The 16,373-nt window shown below is 45.5% G+C and carries 15 protein-coding genes; all 15 read left to right on the top strand.

What is annotated here, in order from left to right; genetic code table 11:
* The 15 genes from DW015_RS01605 to hisE all read left to right on the top strand — a co-directional run bounded on the left by DW015_RS01605 (position 1) and on the right by hisE (position 16,305).
* On the top strand, positions 1–732 hold the full coding sequence (locus DW015_RS01605; RefSeq protein WP_081856045.1) for an isoprenyl transferase: 732 nt from the start codon (positions 1–3) through the stop codon (positions 730–732).
* 2 nt (positions 733–734) lie between these two features.
* Positions 735–1,565 (top strand): phosphatidate cytidylyltransferase, encoded by an 831-nt coding sequence (locus DW015_RS01600; protein WP_117903716.1) that lies wholly within the window; start codon positions 735–737, stop codon positions 1,563–1,565.
* Positions 1,566–1,689: 124 nt separating this feature from the next.
* Complete coding sequence (locus DW015_RS01595) at positions 1,690–2,835, top strand: 1-deoxy-D-xylulose-5-phosphate reductoisomerase (protein WP_117903714.1); 1,146 nt, start codon at positions 1,690–1,692, stop codon at positions 2,833–2,835.
* A 386-nt stretch (positions 2,836–3,221) separates the two neighbouring features.
* Complete coding sequence (locus DW015_RS01590; protein ID WP_117876415.1) at positions 3,222–4,262, top strand: M50 family metallopeptidase; 1,041 nt, start codon at positions 3,222–3,224, stop codon at positions 4,260–4,262.
* A 14-nt stretch (positions 4,263–4,276) separates the two neighbouring features.
* Entirely contained in the window at positions 4,277–5,329 is a 1,053-nt protein-coding gene (ispG, locus tag DW015_RS01585) for a flavodoxin-dependent (E)-4-hydroxy-3-methylbut-2-enyl-diphosphate synthase (RefSeq protein WP_022287387.1), read from the top strand.
* A 15-nt stretch (positions 5,330–5,344) separates the two neighbouring features.
* Complete coding sequence (locus tag DW015_RS01580) at positions 5,345–9,823, top strand: PolC-type DNA polymerase III (RefSeq protein WP_117903713.1); 4,479 nt, start codon at positions 5,345–5,347, stop codon at positions 9,821–9,823.
* A 263-nt stretch (positions 9,824–10,086) separates the two neighbouring features.
* Positions 10,087–11,286, top strand: coding sequence for an ATP phosphoribosyltransferase regulatory subunit (gene hisZ, locus DW015_RS01575; protein ID WP_041337170.1), 1,200 nt, complete (start codon positions 10,087–10,089; stop codon positions 11,284–11,286).
* Between the two features lie 19 nt (positions 11,287–11,305).
* The gene (gene hisG / locus DW015_RS01570; RefSeq protein WP_117856590.1) at positions 11,306–11,941 is read left to right on the top strand and encodes an ATP phosphoribosyltransferase; all 636 of its coding nucleotides are present in this window, start codon (positions 11,306–11,308) and stop codon (positions 11,939–11,941) included.
* Positions 11,942–11,970: 29 nt separating this feature from the next.
* Positions 11,971–13,260 carry a histidinol dehydrogenase gene (gene hisD, locus DW015_RS01565; RefSeq protein ID WP_117903711.1) on the top strand — a complete coding sequence of 430 codons (1,290 nt, stop codon included), beginning with the start codon at positions 11,971–11,973 and terminating at the stop codon, positions 13,258–13,260.
* 18 nt (positions 13,261–13,278) lie between these two features.
* A complete protein-coding gene (gene hisB / locus DW015_RS01560) occupies positions 13,279–13,857 on the top strand; it encodes an imidazoleglycerol-phosphate dehydratase HisB (RefSeq protein WP_022287382.1) in 579 nt (192 codons plus the stop codon).
* Positions 13,858–14,472: an imidazole glycerol phosphate synthase subunit HisH gene (gene hisH, locus DW015_RS01555; RefSeq protein WP_117856589.1), complete on the top strand. Its 615-nt coding sequence runs from the start codon at positions 13,858–13,860 to the stop codon at positions 14,470–14,472.
* Between the two features lies 1 nt (position 14,473).
* Complete coding sequence (gene hisF, locus DW015_RS01550) at positions 14,474–15,229, top strand: imidazole glycerol phosphate synthase subunit HisF (RefSeq protein ID WP_117903709.1); 756 nt, start codon at positions 14,474–14,476, stop codon at positions 15,227–15,229.
* Between the two features lie 5 nt (positions 15,230–15,234).
* Positions 15,235–15,615 (top strand): SdpI family protein, encoded by a 381-nt coding sequence (locus DW015_RS01545; RefSeq protein ID WP_117903707.1) that lies wholly within the window; start codon positions 15,235–15,237, stop codon positions 15,613–15,615.
* Entirely contained in the window at positions 15,612–15,965 is a 354-nt protein-coding gene (gene hisI, locus DW015_RS01540; protein ID WP_117863226.1) for a phosphoribosyl-AMP cyclohydrolase, read from the top strand. Before DW015_RS01545 ends, hisI begins: the two co-directional genes overlap by 4 nt.
* Position 15,966: 1 nt before the next feature.
* Positions 15,967–16,305 carry a phosphoribosyl-ATP diphosphatase gene (hisE, locus tag DW015_RS01535; protein WP_022287377.1) on the top strand — a complete coding sequence of 113 codons (339 nt, stop codon included), beginning with the start codon at positions 15,967–15,969 and terminating at the stop codon, positions 16,303–16,305.
* Positions 16,306–16,373 lie beyond the last annotated feature (68 nt).

The following is a 16,373-nucleotide window of genomic DNA, read 5'->3' as shown; positions in this document are numbered from 1 at the left end:
ATGGCGAATAATGAGAAGATAAGCCTTGGAGAGAACGTGTCTGTGCCTGTTCATGTGGGCGTTATCATGGACGGTAACGGCAGATGGGCGAAAAAGAGGGGCTTGCCCCGAAAGTTCGGACACAGAGAGGGCGCAAAGACCTTTCGAGCCATAACAAGACACGCCAAGGCGCTTGGAATACAGTATATAACTTACTATGCGTTTTCTACCGAGAACTGGAAAAGACCTAAGGACGAGGTAGACGCAATTATGGATCTTTTTGAAAAGTATCTTGACGAGGTCAGGGACTTTATCGAGGAGAATATCAGGGTGCGCTTTATAGGCGACAGAACAAGGCTCAGCGAAAATCTGCAAAGGAAAATGGCTTCCGTTGAGGAGGACTCAAAGGACTTTGACTCTATGACTCTTGTGCTTGCTATCAACTACGGCGGCAGGGACGAGATTTGCCATGCGGCTAAGACATTGGCTCAGCAGGTGAAAGAAGGCAAGCTGGAGCCTGAGGATATTACAATGGATATGATAGAGAGAAATCTCTACACTGAGGAGATACCTCCTGTTGACCTTGTTATAAGACCTAGCGGAGAGCAAAGATTGTCAAACTTTATGATATGGCAGGCGGCTTATGCTGAGTTTTATTACACAAATATCCTGTGGCCTGATTTCAAGGGCAGCGACCTTGACAAGGCTGTTATCGCATACAGCGAAAGAAACAGAAGATTTGGAGGGGTGTAAAAATGTCTACCCGTATTAAATCTGCGGCAGTTGCCATTGTTATCGCAGTGATACTGCTTATCGCACACGGAACGTTCCTGTTCAACATTGCGGTGGGCGCAATTTCTGCACTTGCAATATATGAGATATTCAGGGCGACAAAAATGACAGAGCATAAGTATCAGACCATTGCCTGCTGTGCGTTTGCCTTTGTGGATGCTTTCATGCCTGTGTTCTACAGACACGGCTGGCTGTACTTTTTCAGCTACAAGCTTTATATGGGGCTTTTCGTTATAGCAATGTGTCTGCTTTATCTTAAAGAGCATACAAAATTCCAGTATACAGAGTTTTTCTTCATGCTGGGCGTGGGCATACTTCTGCCGTATTCATTCTCAATTTTGGTCACAATGGCAGGCTTGGGCGGCAAGGGCGTGTTTATGATAGTTCTTACTCTTGCAGCGGCTTGGCTGGCTGACAGCGGTGCTTATTTTGCAGGAACTTTCTTCGGCAAAACAAAGCTTTGCCCTGAGATAAGCCCTAAGAAAACTGTGGAGGGTCTTATAGGCGGCGTTATCTCAAATGGTATTCTTATGCTTATAATAAGCCTGTTCTATCAGTTCGTACTTAAAGGCGAGCCTATCCACTATCTAGGCGTTCTAATCGCAGGTATGCTTGCGGCTCTTATCGGACTTGTGGGCGACCTTACAGCTTCGGTGATAAAAAGACAGACTGGTATAAAGGACTATGGCAACATAATGCCGGGTCATGGTGGAATAATGGATCGCTTTGACAGCGTTCTGCTCGTTGCACCTTTTATGTACTATATGTTCACACAGGGGCTTATACTTAAATAGAAAATTATGACTTTTAGGGGCAGGCTTAGGCTTACCCCTTTTAAGCGTTATTAAGGCAACACCGCTTGCAAACCATCTTTATGCGGAATTGCCTGAATTTATTTTATATGACGAGGGACAATAAATGAAAACAATGACCATACTCGGTTCAACGGGTTCTATAGGCACGCAGGCATTAGAAGTGGCTGCAAAGCATAATATTAAAGTAAAGGCGCTTGCGGCAAATTCTGACGTTAAAAAGCTTGCGGCTCAGTCAAAAGAGCTTATGCCTGAGCGTGTGTGTATCTACCGAGAGGACAAAAAGTCAGAGCTTGAAAAGCTTCTCAGTGGCACTGGCATAAAAATATCCACAGGCATGGAGGGACTTAAAGAGATAGCAAGAATGGACGGGGTCGATATCATGCTCAACTCAGTCGTTGGCATGGTGGGTCTTGTGCCAACCCTTACGGCTATCGAAAAAGGCACTGACATTGCCCTTGCCAATAAGGAAACACTTGTGGCAGGCGGTGAGCTTGTTATAAAGGCGGCTGCTGAAAAGGGAGTGAAGATATATCCTGTTGACAGCGAACATTCGGCTATCTTTCAGTGCCTGCAGGGAAACGAGGGCAACAGGCTCAAAGGGATAATCCTTACTGCTTCGGGCGGACCATTCTTCGGCAAAACAAAGTCTGACCTGGAGGGCGTGACAGTTGAGCAGGCTCTTAATCACCCTAACTGGTCAATGGGCAGAAAGATAACCATTGACTCTGCTACGCTTATGAACAAGGGTCTTGAATTTATCGAAGCAATGTGGCTTTTCAAGCTCAGACCTGAGCAGATCGAGATAGTTGTCCATAGACAGAGCGTTGTACATTCAGCGGTGGAGTATGAGGATAATTCTGTTATCGCACAGCTTGGCGTGCCTGATATGAAAATACCCATACAGTATGCTCTGCTTTATCCTGAAAGAGTGGAATGCGATGTGAAAAAGCTGTCCCTTACAGACTATGGAAAGCTCACTTTCGAGAAGCCTGACTATGATACGTTCGATTGTCTTAGGGCTTGTATAAAGGCTGTCACTATCGGCGGAAATCTTCCTGCGGCAGTGAATGGAGCGAATGAGGAAGCCGTTGCGGCTTTTCTTGACGGGAAATTAGATTTTCTTGACATTGGCAGAATAGTAATGAATGTCTGCGAGAATACACCACGAAAAGAGATAAAGTGTGTGGAAGATGTGCTGGAAGCGGATAGAAAGGCTAGGGAGAGAGCGAAGGAGCTTATCGGAGCTTAGTGAGGAGCGGCTTTTAAGTGAGGAGTGAGGAGTGAGGAATGGCACAGCCGACCAAGCAAATCACCAGAAAAAAGTAAAATAAAGCATCGAGCAAAGCGATTTTGCGGCAAGATAAACTATCCCGAATATTTGTAGGGGCTTGGCGAAATTTCTGTTCGCAAGCTCACAGAAATGCGACAGCCCGCTCGGAGGAGCGAGGTTTGAATTATCCAGAGCTTATGTAGAAAACATTATGTGGATAACACAAATGAGATTGTAGACGAAATGTTGGACGGGTCGGGACGTCGGATTTATGCAAAGCAGAAATTGCGCCGCTCCCCTACAGGAGATAAATTACCACAACATCAGTAAACCAAACGCACAGAGTGTTCATGCGAGGTAAAAAAATGAGTATACTATTTGCAATATTGATCTTTGAAGCTATCATAATAATACACGAGCTTGGTCACTTTATTGCGGCGAAAGCCAGCGGAGTAAAGGTCAACGAGTTCGCTATCGGCATGGGGCCTGCCATTCTCAAAAAGAAAAAGGGCGATACCCTTTACGCTTGGCGTGTGTTTCCCATAGGCGGCTATTGTGCCATGGAGGGCGAGGATAACGGAAGCGAGGACGGCGGTGCGTTTTGTAATAAAAGCCTGCCAAAAAGAATGCTTATCGTGGTGGCAGGCGTTATAATGAATCTTGTGCTTGGATATATTATCCTTTGTATCAGCACCGCAAGGTCTGACGGCATCGCAACCACCACTATATCGTGGTTTGAGGATAACGCTATGTCCCAATCGACCGGCTTGCAGGTGGGTGACGAGATAATCGAGGTCAACGGCATGAGAATTTTCACTACTATGGATATGTCCTATCAGTTTGGCAACGATGAGGACGGCAAGTTCGATATGGTGGTGAAGCGTGACGGAAAAAAGGTGGAGCTTAAAGATGTCACCTTTGCAACGGACGATAATACCATGCACATCGATTTCAAGGTCGCACCAAAAGCTGTGACCGTCGGCTCTGTGATTACTCAGTCTTTTAAGCAGGGCTGTACTGACGGCAGACTTATCTATATCTCCTTTGCCGACCTTATAAGGGGAAAGTATTCCATAAAAGACCTCAGCGGTCCTGTGGGTATCGTTGACACTATCGACAATGTTATCGACAGCGAAAGGGACAGCCAGTCAGGCAAGATAGATTGGTCGTCACTTATTGACACAATGTTGTCGCTAGGTGCGTTCATGACCATAAATATCGGCATTTTCAATCTCTTGCCATTGCCTGCACTTGACGGCGGAAGACTGCTGTTCCTCATTATCGAAGCGGTACGCCGTAAGCCTGTCAAGCCTGAGCATGAGGGAATGGTACACGCTATCGGTATGGCGGCTCTGTTGCTTCTTATGGTAGTGGTGACAGTGAGCGATATCATCAAGCTTGTTTAAAGGAGGAACTGTTTATGTCAGGTGAAAATAAGAGAAACGTAAGACCTGTCAAGGTGGGAGGACTTGTCCTTGACGGCAAAAAGATATATATCCAATCCATGCTCAATGTGCCGTCTACGGACATAGAAGGCTCTGTTAAGCAGGCTGTGGAGCTTGAAAAGGCTGGCTGTGAAATAGTAAGAGCGGCTATACCAAACATGGAAGCCGTTAAGCTTATCCCAGCTATCAAAGAGAAGATCTCTATCCCTCTTGTGGCGGATATCCACTTTGACTATCGTCTTGCCATTGCGGCGGCGGAAGCTGGTATCGATAAGATAAGGATTAACCCTGGCAATATCGGCTCTATGGATAGGGTGAAAGCGGTGGTTAAAGCCTGCCGTGAAAGAAATATCCCTATCAGGATAGGCGTGAACGGCGGCTCTCTGGAAAAGGAGTTGCTTGCGAAATACGGTTCGCCAACTGCTGAAGCCCTTGTGGAAAGCGCAATGGGTCATGTGAGAATTTTGGAGCAGTGCGACTTTGAGGATATAGTTATCTCTATAAAGTCATCAGACGTGCCGACCATGATAAAGGCATACAGACTGTGTGCACAGACCTGTAACTATCCTCTGCACCTTGGAGTAACTGAAGCTGGCACCGAGAGAATGGGTCTTATAAAATCATCTATCGGTATAGGTTCGCTTCTGTGCGACGGCATAGGCGAAACTATAAGAGTTTCACTTACCGACGAGCCTGTAAAAGAGATATATGCCGCAAAGGATATTTTAAAGGCTATCGGCAAAAGTGGCGGAGTAAGGATAGTTTCCTGCCCTACCTGCGGAAGAACTAGGATAGACCTTATAGGTCTTGCAAAAAAGGTTGAGGAAGCCACCAAGGATATAGACAAGGATATCAAGATAGCCGTTATGGGCTGTGTTGTGAACGGCATAGGCGAGTCGGGCAACGCTGATATAGGCATTGCAGGCGGTGACGGCTGTGCGGTGATATTCAGCCACGGTGAAAAGCTCAGAAAGGTATCAGAGGAGGAGGCTTTGCCTGCGCTTCTGGCGGAAATAGAAAAACTTTAAAAGGATATACCATAAATGAATACATACACCATTGAAAGCTTCTTTGAAAACTATAAGGAGCTTATACCCTCTGTGATAGAAAAGGGCAGGATATTAAGGCTGGGCTATAACGAAGAAAACGGCAATTTTACCTGTCAGGCGGCTTTTGACAAGCTGGTGCCTTTTGACAGCACAGTGGAATTTGAAATGAAAATGAGGGCGGCTCTCGGAGCAGGAAAGTTTGTTTTGCAGCTCAAATATACCCCTGATATGCTTTGTGCGGAGTATTTTCCTGAGCTTTGCAAGTTTCTTAAAAGCAGATTTCCTCTTGTGAACGGCTTTTTTGACAACGCTGAGGCTGTTTATGAAAACGGCATTTTTACCGTTGATATAAAACACGGAGGCGAAGCGTTGCTGAAAAAGGCGGGCATAGAAACGGCTTTTCCTGCGCTCACCATGGAGCTTTTTTCCGTAAGGGCGGATATAAAGCTCACGGGCGTGCTTGAAACAGATATGGAAGAGCATCAGCGTGAGCAGGAGGAGTTTTTGAACTCACTCCCTGTGCCGAAAATAGATCCTGCACAGCCTGAGAAAAAGGCGGCTGTTACCACTAATACTGCAAGCGGTGCTTCTGTGGATTTCCGAACTGCAAATGTGGACTTCACAAGGTTCTCGCTTCTGTGCGATGACGCTCTTGTGCTTATGGGTGCGCCAATATCAGGAAACGAGCAGGTGATGCAGATGAAAGATATCCCTGCGGATTACCGTGGACGTGTGGTGGTCTGGGGCGATATTTTCGGACCTGTGGAAACAAAGGAAACAAAGTCGGGTATGCTTATAGCACACCTGATTTTTACCGACTATACTTCCTCAAACTCTATAAAGTTCATAGGCTCAAACAAGAATTTCAGAAACATGAAAGGCTTGAAAAGGGCAGTGCTTGAGGCAATGCTGGAACACCTTAAGGCAGGCAAGACCATACTTGTGGCAGGTGAGATAGAGGAGGACGATTTCGACCACTCTATAAACATCAAGCCTGACAGCATTATGGTGGTAAAGCGTGAAAAGGAAAAGGATACCTGCGAGCATAAGCGTGTGGAGCTTCATTGCCATACCAATATGTCTATGATGGACGCTCTCACTCCTGCGGGCAAGCTTGTGGAAAGAGCCTATTCGTGGGGACACAAAGCACTTGCCATAACAGACCATGGTGTTGTTCAGGGCTATCCTGACGCCGGAAATACCTGTATCGGCATACGCAAGGGCGGCGGTGACTTCAAGGTGCTTTACGGCATAGAGTCATATGAGGTCAATAATGACGAAAAGATATTCCGTGGAACGGACAAGCGTGAGCTTACAGACGAGATAATCTGCTTTGACCTTGAAACTACGGGTACAAATCCTAATGAAGATAGGATCATCGAGATAGGCGCTGTCAAGCTGAGAGATCTTGAAGTTGTGGACAAGCTCGATATTTTCGTAAACCCTGAAAGACCTATCCCTGAGTTTATCTCAAACCTCACCCACATCACTGACGATATGGTAAAGGACGGTGCAAGCGAAAGGGAAGCTCTCCTTAAATTCAAGGAGTTTATCGGCAACGACCCTGTTCTTGTGGCGCACAATTCTCAGTTCGATACGGGCTTTATATCCGCCTGTGCAAAAAGACAGGGCATTGAGATAAAATATTCTTCTATAGACACTGTGCCAATGTCGCAGATAATGCTTCCGGAGCTTGAAAAGCATAAACTCAACTATGTGGCGGAGCATTTCGGACTTGGGGATTTTCAGCACCACCGTGGCTGTGATGACGCAGAGGTGCTTGCAGGGATATTCATAAGGCTGTCGAAAATGCTCATGGAGCAGTATCCTCTGATTCTTATAACAGTGGATATGCTCAACAGCTTGCTTGCAAATGAAAATCAGGTGCTTGCAAAGCCGACTTATCACCAAATTATTATCGTAAGAAATAACACGGGTCTGAAAAATCTGTATAGGCTTATATCAGACTCCAATCTTAAATATTTCAAAAGACGTCCGAGAATACCAAAATCTGAGCTTGTAAGACATCGTGAGGGTCTTATCCTCGGTAGTGCCTGCGAGCGTGGCGAGGTCATTCAGGCTTATCTCGAGGGCAGAAACTATGATGAGATCAAGCAGATAGCAAGCTTTTATGACTATCTGGAGATACAGCCTGACGGAAACAACAAATTTATGCTCACCACCGAAAAGCCTCCTTATGACAGGATACACACAGCGGAGGATATAAAGGATATAAACCGCTTTATTGTAAAACTTGGGGAGGACTTGGGCATACCCGTCTGCGCAACAGGCGACGTGCATTTTATGGACAAGACCGACGCACAGTTCAGGTCGGTGATACAGGCTTCAATGGGCTTCCCTGACGCCGATACTCAGCCTCCTTTGTACCTTAAGACCACAAACCAAATGCTTGACGAGCTGAGCTATCTTGGCGAGGAAAAGGCATTTGAGGTCGTTGTAACGAATACAAACAACGTGGCTGATATGGTAGACCCTGACCTGAAAGCGTTTCCGAACGGTACTTATACGCCTTTTATCGAAGGCTCGGTTTATCAGCTTCAGTATATATGCTGGAAGAAATGCTGCTCCATTTACGGCGACTGTGACCCTGAGACCATAGAAGTCCCTGAGGGCGAGGACGTTGACGTATCAAAATATTTTGAGGGACACATCCCAGACCTTGTTTTCAAAAGACTTAAAAGAGAGCTTGACTCCATTATCAAGCACGGATTTGCAGTGCTTTACATGATATCTCAGAAGCTTGTTGCCAACTCTAACGAGAATGGCTATCAGGTAGGTTCGAGAGGCTCGGTAGGTTCGTCTTTCGTTGCCTCTATGTCGGGTATCTCTGAGGTAAATCCTCTTGTGCCACACTATGTCTGTCTTAACTGCCACCACAGCGAGTTCATTACAGACGGCTCGGTAGGCTCAGGCTTTGACCTGCCACCGAAAAACTGTCCTGTGTGCGGAGAGAATATGCACCGTGACGGACACGATATCCCATTTGAAACGTTCCTTGGCTTTGACGGCGATAAAGCCCCTGATATCGACCTTAACTTCTCAGGTGACTATCAGGCAAAGGCGCATAAATATACGGAGGTTCTTTTCGGTGAGGACCATGTGTTCAAAGCCGGTACTATCGGCATGATTCAGGAAAAGACCGCTTTCGGCTATGTTATGAAATATCTTGACGAGCGTGGAAAAACAGTTCCAAAGGCTGAGATAGAGCGTCTTAAGCTTGGCTGCTGCGGCATAAAGAGAACGACCTCTCAGCACCCGGGTGGAATGGTCGTTATTCCAAGCGACTATGAGGTCTATGACTTCACACCTGTTCAGCACCCTGCGGAAAAAGTGGACTCTGACATGGTAACTACCCACTTCGACTTCCATTCTCTCCACGATACTATCCTGAAGCTTGACGAGCTTGGTCACGATAACCCGACAATGTATAAGTATCTGGAAATGTTCACCGGACGAGATATCCTCGATTGCCCCATGTCTGACCCTGCGGTATATTCGCTGTTCACTTCCCCTGAGTCACTTGGAGTGACGGAGGAGGATATAATGTGTCAGACGGGAACGCTCGGTATACCTGAAATGGGTACGCCGTTCGTAAGACAAATGCTTCTTGACTGTCAGCCGAAAAACTTCTCTGACCTTTTGCAGATATCAGGACTTTCACACGGCACTGACGTATGGCTCGGCAACGCACAGGAGCTTATCAAAAACGGCACTTGCGATATTTCAAATGTTATTGGTACTCGTGACAGTATCATGACATATCTGCTTTATCATGGCGTTGAGCCAAAGCTGTCATTTAAGATAATGGAGATAACCCGTAAGGGAAAAGCTCCGAAACTGCTCACAGAGGAAATGAAAGAGAATATGCGTCAGCATGATGTTCCTGAGTGGTATATCGACAGCTGTTTGAAGATAAAATATATGTTCCCGAAAGCCCATGCGGCGGCGTATGTTACGGCTGCTATAAGACTTTGTTGGTTTAAGGTTCATGAGCCGCTTGCATTCTATGCAACTTATTTTACGGTCAAGGGCGAGGATTTTGATGCAGAGATCGCTCTCAAGGGAAAATATATCGTCAGAAGCAAGATAGAAGAAATAAAGAATAAACCAAAAGACGAGGTGTCGGGCAAGGACAGCGGTGTGCTTGAAATTCTCATGCTTGTGAATGAAATGCTCAGCCGTGGATATGACTTTTTGCCTGTAAACATCAAAAAATCTCACGCAACTATCTATCAGATAGAGGACGACAAGATAAGGCTTCCGTTCTGTTCACTTAACGGAGTGGGCGAGTCTGCGGCGATAAGTATTTACGAAAAGGCGCAGAACGGTGAGTTTATCTCTATAGAGGAGTTCCAGCAGCAGAGCGGAGTGTCCAAATCTGTTATCGAAACTCTGGAGAAAAACGGAGCTTTCGGCGATATGCCTAAATCTAACCAGATATCGTTGTTCTGATAGTTACTATGCACAATTTCATACTTTGCCCTTGTAACACTATTGACAAACAAGGGCGGGTGTGATAAAATTATTTGTGTTGATACTATGCTATCACTTTACTACGATAAAGTAAGCGAAGGCGTTACATAACAACATAGAAAGCGGGACGTGGAGGACGCCGTCCCACTACAATTCACTTAAATGTGTGTTTATGCGGATATTTATTCAAACGTCAACTTAAAAAGTACAATCTATAATTTATATACAGGAAGGGAAAGTGTATGAAAAGATATGATCTTATAACCCCTGAGGGTACGAGAGATCTGCTGTTTGAGGGCTGTCTGGCACGAAGAATGGTGGAGGACAGGCTGTCAAAGCTGTTTGAGGGCTTTGGCTACAGCGAGGTGGTAACACCGGGAATAGAGTTTTATGATCTGTTTATGGGAAGCTCGAGAAACTTCCAGCAGGAGAGCCTTTATAAGCTTACAGACTCAAAGGGCAGACTTATTGTTATGCGTCCTGATTCCACGATACCAATAGCAAGACTTGCTTCCACAAGACTAAAGGGAGCAAAGCTTCCCCTTAGACTATACTACAATCAGAGCATTTTTGAAAATAACTCCCTGCTCAAAGGACGTTCAGACGAGGTAGTTCAGGCAGGTATCGAGCTTATCGGCGGAGAAAATTCCAAGAGAGCTGATTACGAGGTGCTATGCACTGCTGTTGAAGCCCTTTCAAGCTTTGATAAGGAGAATTTCAGACTTGAGATAGGTCATATCGGATATTTCAAGGAGCTTGTGGCTCAGCTTGACGTTGACGACGCAGTAAGAGAGGAGATAAGACTTCTTATCTCTGCAAAGAACTATCCTGCACTTAACGATATACTTGACGAGGTGGGCGACAATCAGGTGACTAACGCGCTCAGACAGCTCCCAAGACTTTTTGGTGGAGTTGAGGTGTTTGACAAGGCTGCTGATATTTATACTGACGATAAGATAACAGGCATACTTTATAACCTTAAAGAGGTCTACACCAGACTTTCAAGCCTTGGCTATGAGGGCAAGATATCTGTTGACCTTGGCATCGTGAGCCATGCAGACTACTACACAGGCATTGTGTTCAAGGGCTATCTTTCAGAGGTCGGTCAGTCGGTGCTTAAAGGCGGAAGATATGACAGACTGCTTGCAGAGTTCGGCAACGATTGCCCGGCGGTGGGCTTCGGCATAAGCGTTGACTCTGTTGCAAGACATATCGAAAAGCTAGGCGGAGCACCAAAGCTCAGAACTCCTGACGCAGTTGTGTTTGGCGAAAAGGGCTACGTGGTGGAAGCCATGGAATATGCTCAGACGCTCGTAAGAGAGGGTCTGACAGTTGAAAACTCGCTTTTCAACACCCTCGATGAAACAAAGGCTTACGCAAAGTCAAAGGGAATAAAGAAGCTTGTGGTCGTTGGCAGCGAGATAACAGAGCTTGATATATAAGTTTGGAGGATAAGTTAAAATGAACAGACCCCTTAGGATAGCTCTTACAAAGGGCAGACTTGAAAAGGATACAGTCGGTCTTTTAGAGAAGATAGGCTATGACTGTACCGCAATAAGAGAAAAGGGAAGAAAGCTTATTCTTCCTGTACCTGACGGAAACCTTGAAGTCGTGCTTGCAAAGGCAAACGACGTTATCACATACGTTGAGCATGGCGTGTGCGATATGGGCGTTGTTGGCAAGGACACTATCATGGAAATGCAGGGCAAGTTCTTTGAGCTTGTTGATATCGGCTTCGGCAGATGTAAATTTGCACTTGCCACAAAGAAAGGCTCAAAGTTCTACGGCGGATTTGATGTCAAGACAGTTGCAACAAAATACCCTAACATCACAAGAAGATTTTTTGAATCAAAGGGAATGGACGTTGACATCATCAAGATAGAAGGCTCAGTGGAGCTTGCACCGCTCCTTGAGCTTGCAGACGGTATCGTTGATATCGTTGAAACAGGCACGACACTTAAAGAAAACGGTCTTGAAGTCATCGAGGACGTTTGCCCTATCTCTGCAAGGCTTATCGTAAATATGGTAAGCATGAAAATGCGCCAGCAGGAGATCGAGAATTTTGTAAAGCTTGTTGAAGAAAATATCGACAAGTAGTTTATATAAACGGAAAGGACAGTATTGAAATGGCTGAAATAAAGAAGATTTTTGTCAACGGCAAAGACGAGGTAGAGTTTTTTAAGCAGCTTGAAAAGAGAAGTGGCGAAACAAATAAGAAGGTCACAGCCGTTGTTAATGAAATAATCGAAACTGTCAGAGAGGGTGGCGACAACGCTGTAAAGGCTTATACAGAAAAGTTTGACGGCAAGCTCCCGGAGTATTATGAAGTTCCAAGAGATGTTATAAATGACGCTCTCACAGAGGCAGATCAGGACTTTGTTGACGCAATGCTCAACGCAGTTGCGAACATCACAGATTTTCACCAAAGACAGAAGTCACAGAGCTTTATAAGCGCTAAGGATAACGGCTGTATTCTCGGTCAGAAGGTAAGAGGACTTAACAGAGTTGGTCTTTATGTTCCGGGCGGCACAGCAGCTTATCCGTCAAGCGTACTTATGAATGCAGTTCCTGCAAAGATAGCAGGCGTTAATGAAATAATCATGGTGACCCCACCTCTTAAAGACGGCACACCTAACAAGGATATCCTTGTGGCAGCTGCTCTTTGCGGAGTTGACAGAGTGTTCATGAGCGGCGGCGCACAGGCTATCGCTGCCCTTGCCTACGGCACAGAGGAGATACCAAAGGTCGATAAGATAGTAGGCCCTGGAAACATCTATGTTGCAACAGCAAAGAAGCTTCTTTATGGTGTTGTTGATATCGACATGGTGGCAGGTCCGAGCGAGATACTTGTTATGGCTGACGAAAAGGCTAACCCTAAGTTCATTGCCGCTGACCTTATGTCACAGGCTGAGCATGACAAGCTTGCTTCCGCTATCCTTGTTACAACAAGCGAGAGCATTGCAGACAGAACTATCGAAGAGATAAACAGACAGGTGCAGAGCCTTTCAAGAAAAGAGATAATCGAAAGCTCTCTTGAAAATTACGGTGCTATCCTTATCTGCAATACAAAGGACGAAGCTTGCGACCTTGCAAACAGATTTGCTCCTGAGCACCTTGAAGTGCTTTTTGAAAACCCTATGGAGTATCTTGGCAGACTTGATAATGCAGGTTCAATATTCCTTGGTCAGTATGCTTCAGAGCCACTTGGCGACTACTATGCAGGCCCTAACCACGTTCTTCCAACAAGCGGCACAGCTAGATTCTTCTCGCCGCTGTCAGTAAACAGTTTTGAGAAGCGTTCAAGCTTTACATACTATACTGAGGACGCTCTCAGAGAAGCAAAGGACGATATCGTCCTTATTGCAGAAAAAGAGGGTCTGACGGCTCACGCAAATGCAATAAAGGTAAGATTTTAAGCGGTAAAGGTGATGAAAATGCGTACAGCGGAGATAAAAAGAAAAACTAAGGAAACTGATATAGAGGTGTTCGTGAAGCTTGACGGTGAGGGCAAGGTAAGTGTAAACACAGGCATAGGCTTCTTTGACCATATGCTTACAGCCCTTGGCGTTCACAGCGGAATAGACATGGACGTTGAGTGCACAGGCGACCTTTATGTTGACGGACACCACACAGTTGAGGACGTTGGCATATGCTTGGGCAAAGCCTTTGCGGAAGCATTGGGCGACAAAGCAGGCATTGCAAGATATGGCTCGGCTTTTGTGCCAATGGACGAAGCGCTGGCATTTTGCTCTTTGGATATAAGCGGCAGACCTTTTCTTGCGTTCAATGCTGAGTTCCATGACGACAGGATAGGTCAGTATGACACCTGCCTGACAGAAGAATTTTTCAGAGCCTTTGCATTCAATTCAGGTATAACACTGCATATCCGTGAGGAGTACGGCAAGAACGACCACCATATTGCAGAAGCAATGTACAAAGCAGTGGCTCACGCTTTGAAGGACGCTGTAAAAATAACAGGAACAGGAGTTTTATCCACCAAAGGAGTGCTTTAAATGATAGCAATAATCGACTACGGTGCAGGCAATATATTCTCTGTAAAAAACGCTCTGGACTATCTTGGCTTTGAGAACAAGCTCACAGACAAAAAAGAAGATATCGAAAAAGCCGACGCAATTATACTCCCCGGCGTGGGAGCGTTCCCATGGGCAATGAATATGCTCGGTCTTAGCGGTCTTATCGACACTATCAAGGAGCAGGCTAAAATAAAGCCTTTCCTTGGCATATGCCTTGGAATGCAGCTTCTTTTCGAGAAAAGCTATGAGTTTGAGGAATGCAAAGGTCTTGGCCTTATCGGCGGCTATGTTGACAAGATAAACGAGCCTGACCTTGTTATCCCACACATGGGCTGGAACAAGCTTGTGTATAATCATGACTGCTCGCTTTTTGACGGTCTGGGTGATGACGAGTATGTTTATTTCGTACACTCATACAAGGCTTTCTGCGATAATAAAAATCTGTATGCCTACTGCGAATACGGCTCAAAAGTTCCTGCGGTGGTATCGGACGGAAGATATATCTTCGGCTGTCAGTTCCACCCTGAGAAGAGCGGAAAAACCGGTCTTAAAATACTTGAAAACTTTGCGAAAATGTCACAGGAGGTAAAATAATATGCTTGCAAAAAGAATTATACCATGCCTTGATGTGCGTGACGGAAAGGTAGTAAAGGGCGTAAATTTCGAGGGCATAAAAGAGGTCGGCGACCCTGTTGAGTGTGCATATGAATACAATTTGCAGGGTGCAGACGAGATAGTTTTCTATGACATAACAGCCTCCCACGAGGGCAGAGGAGTTATGCTGGACGTTGTTCGTGAAACAGCAAAAAAGGTATTTGTACCGCTCACTGTCGGAGGCGGTATCAAAACTGTTGACGATATAAGAGATACTCTCCGTGCAGGCGCAGACAAGGTGTCTGTGAACTCTCAGGCAGTGCAGAATCCTCAGCTTATAAAAGACGGCGCAGATATTTTCGGCTGTCAGTGCATCTGCGTTGGCGTTGACGCAAAGAAGGTCGGCGACAACAAGTGGACGGTCTACATCAACGGCGGCAGAGTGGATATGCGAATGGATCTTATCGACTGGGTGAAAAAGTGCGAACAGCTCGGCGCAGGTGAGATATGTCTTAATTCTATCGACACAGACGGCGTAAGAGGCGGCTTTGACCTGCCTATGCTGAAAGCTGTGTGCAGTGCAGTAAAGATACCTGTTATCGCAAGCGGCGGAGCAGGAAAGCTTTCTGACTTTGCGGAAGCTTTTCTTGAAACTGACTGCTCGGCGGCTCTTGCGGCAAGCCTTTTCCACTTCAAAGAGCTGACAGTTGGACAGGTAAAGGACGATTGCAGGAGCAAGGGAATTATCGTGAGGTGAGCATAATGCTTGTTTTCAATATCGTATTTACGTTGTTTATACCGGTGCTTATGATATTGTGCGGCTATCTGATGTATAAGCATACACCGAAAGATATCAACGGCTTGGTAGGCTATCGTACTGCTATGTCAATGAAAAATCAGGAAACGTGGGATTTTGCCCACAATTATTGCGGACGTCTGTGGGTAAAGGTCGGAGCGGTCATGACGATAATTTCGGCATTGGTCTGTGTTCCATATTTCTTTATGAGCAGCGGCAAGGCGACTGTGATAATGTGCATAGCTGAAGTGATACAGGTGGTAGTTTTGTGCTGGACGATAGTACCAACAGAACGAGCACTCAAAGATAATTTCGACCAAGACGGCAACAGAAAGGACAAAAAATGAACCCAATAAAAGTTGATATAAACGATCTGGATAAATACTTTGTAAAAAGCGAGCTTACACCTGCTATCGCATTTGATGTGGATACAAAAACTGTGCTTATGCTTGCTTATATGAATAAGGAGAGCCTGAAAAAAACACTTGAAACAGGCTATACATGGTATTGGAGCAGATCAAGACAGGAATATTGGAACAAGGGTGCAACAAGCGGTCATCTGCAAAAGGTAGTTTCTATCTATGCGGACTGCGATAACGATACCCTGCTCCTTAACGTAAAGCAAACAGGTGCAGCCTGCCATACAGGCTCATATAGCTGCTTTTTCAATGAGATATATAATACGGAGGAAGAATAAAATGACAGTTTATCAGGAAATTTTCGAGGTAATAAAACAGCGTAAAGCTGACTATGAAGCAGGCAAGGCTCAGGAGAACAGCTATACAGCTTATCTTTTTGACAAGGGCGTAGACAAGATTTGCAAAAAGGTGGGCGAAGAGGCTACAGAAACAGTTATCGCTGCTAAAAACGGTGACAATGACGAGCTGAAAAACGAAATAAACGATCTTCTCTATCACGTTATGGTGCTTGCGGCAAATCAGGGACTTGAGTGGTCTGACGTGGAAAAGGTCCTTGACGAGAGAAACGAAAAAATAGGAAATCTTAAGAAATTTCATCAGGTAGACAAGAACACCTGATTATGTGTATCCAAAGGCTCTGCGTTCATGCGCAGGGCTTTTTTTTGCTTTATGAGAGGATTTTCAGA

Origin of the sequence: Ruminococcus sp. AF37-20, from assembly GCF_003460465.1 — a bacterium.
Lineage (GTDB): Bacteria > Bacillota > Clostridia > Oscillospirales > Ruminococcaceae > Hominimerdicola > Hominimerdicola aceti.
This window is presented reverse-complemented; position numbering and strand designations above follow the sequence as displayed.